Source organism: Mesorhizobium sp. M5C.F.Ca.IN.020.29.1.1, from assembly GCF_003997375.1.
GTDB classification, from domain to species: Bacteria; Pseudomonadota; Alphaproteobacteria; order Rhizobiales; family Rhizobiaceae; genus Mesorhizobium; species Mesorhizobium wenxiniae.
This window is the reverse complement of the sequence record NZ_RZSW01000882.1, coordinates 1-1,724: the sequence shown is the minus strand read 5'-3', so window position 1 is coordinate 1,724 and position 1,724 is coordinate 1. Positions and strand designations below refer to the sequence as shown.

3 pseudogenes are annotated in these 1,724 nt (G+C 68.0%); all 3 read left to right on the top strand.

The features are described 5' to 3' along the window. A pseudogene (locus EOA85_RS34605) lies at window positions 1-281 on the top strand (hypothetical protein); the annotation flags it as partial. After that, a pseudogene (locus EOA85_RS34600) lies at window positions 278-1,179 on the top strand (hypothetical protein). The pseudogenes EOA85_RS34605 and EOA85_RS34600, both read left to right, overlap by 4 nt. Before the next feature lie 85 nt (window positions 1,180-1,264). Beyond that, window positions 1,265-1,724 (top strand): annotated as a pseudogene (locus EOA85_RS34595) (alpha-hydroxy-acid oxidizing protein); the annotation flags it as partial.

Here is a 1,724-nt window from a genome sequence, read left to right as displayed (position 1 = left end):
CCACATTCGAGGAAACCGCCTATGCGCTGTTCGCGTTGCACGTGATGGACGGGAGCGAAGAGCCGACAGGACGCCGGCGCATCGCGCAGGCGGTGGCGCGTGCGCTGGAGTGGATGCTCGCCCGCCATGCGGCGCATAAAATGCCGCAGGCGCCGCTGTGGATCGGCAAGGAACTGTATTGCCCTACCCGGGTCGTGCGCGTGGCCGAACTCGCCGGGTTGTGGCTGGCGCTTCGTTGGGGGCGGCGCGTCGTAGCCGAGGGAGCAGGAGCGGCGCCATGATCCAGACCGAACGCGCGCTGCAGCAGGTGCTGGAGTGGGGGCGTGCCCTGACCGGTTTCGCCGATGAGCATGCTGAGGAAGCGGTAAGGGGCGGCCAGTATATCCTGCAACGCATTCACCCGAGCCTGCGCGACACCAGCGCCCGCACCGGCCGCGATCCGCAGGACGAAACGCTGATCGTGGCGTTCTATCGCGAACTGGCGCTGCTGTTCTGGCTCGACGATTGCAACGACCTTGGCCTGATCGCACCGGAGCAGCTCGCCGCCGTGGAGCAGGCGCTGGGGAAGGGCGTGCCGTGCGTGCTCTCCGGATTCGAGGCTGCGCTCAGCTGCGCGCTTCGCTGGCTGCGCTCGCCTACGATCGTCGCGACTATGCTCGGCTTCTCGACTATACCCGGTGCTACTGCGCGGCGCTGCGCGCCGGACACGCGCAGGCGGCAGGGGCGCGACGCTGGTCTTACGCCGAGTACCTGCACAACGGCATGGATTCGATCGCTTACGGGAACGTGTTCTGTTGCCTGTCGCTGCTGTGGGGGCTGGACATGGCGACCTTGCGCGCGCGTCCAGCGTTTCGCCAGGTCCTGCGGCTCATCTCAGTGATAGGGCGCCTGCAGAACGATCTGCATGGACGCGACAAGGACAGGTCGGCCGGCGGGGCCGACAACGCGGCGATCCTGCTGCTGCAGCGCTATCCGGCTATGCCTGTGGTTGAGTTCCTCAACGACGAGTTGGCCGGCCATACGCGCATGCTGCACCGGGTGATGGCGGAAGAATGCTTTCCCGCGCCGTGGGGACCGTTGATCGAGGCCATGGCGGCGATCCGCGCGCAGTACTACCAGACTTCGACCAGCCGCTACCGCAGCGACGCTGCAGGGGGAGGCCAGCGTGCGTCGGCCTGAACGCGCCGGAGGCGGCGGCTTGGGCGCGCTGCCGTCGGTTCGATCCGACGCAACGCCGTCGCCCGCTGCTACGGACGGAGCGAGCATGAGCGACACCGCCCTGAGCCGGCGAAAGGACGAACATCTGGACATCGTGCTGGATCGGCGAACGGCGCCGGCCACGGTGGCCGCTGGCTGGGAGTACATCCGTTTCGAACACTGCGCACTGCCCGAGTTGGACCTGACGCAGATCGACCTGCGCGCCTCGCTGCTGGGCAAGGCTATGCGCGCGCCGCTGCTGATCAGCTCTATGACCGGCGGCATGCCACGGGCCGAGGCCATCAACCGGCATTTGAGCGAGGCAGCGCAAGCCTTGGGGATCGCCATGTGCGTCGGTTCGCAGCGTGTGAGCCTGCAATCCCGCAACTCCCAGGGGCTAACGCGCGCGCTGCGCCGCCTGGCCCCAGACATTCCCTTGCTGGCCAATATCGGCGCCGCGCAACTGCGCGAGGCCGACGGCCTGGACCTGGCGCGCCGGGCGGTGGATGCGCTGGAGGCCGATGGAC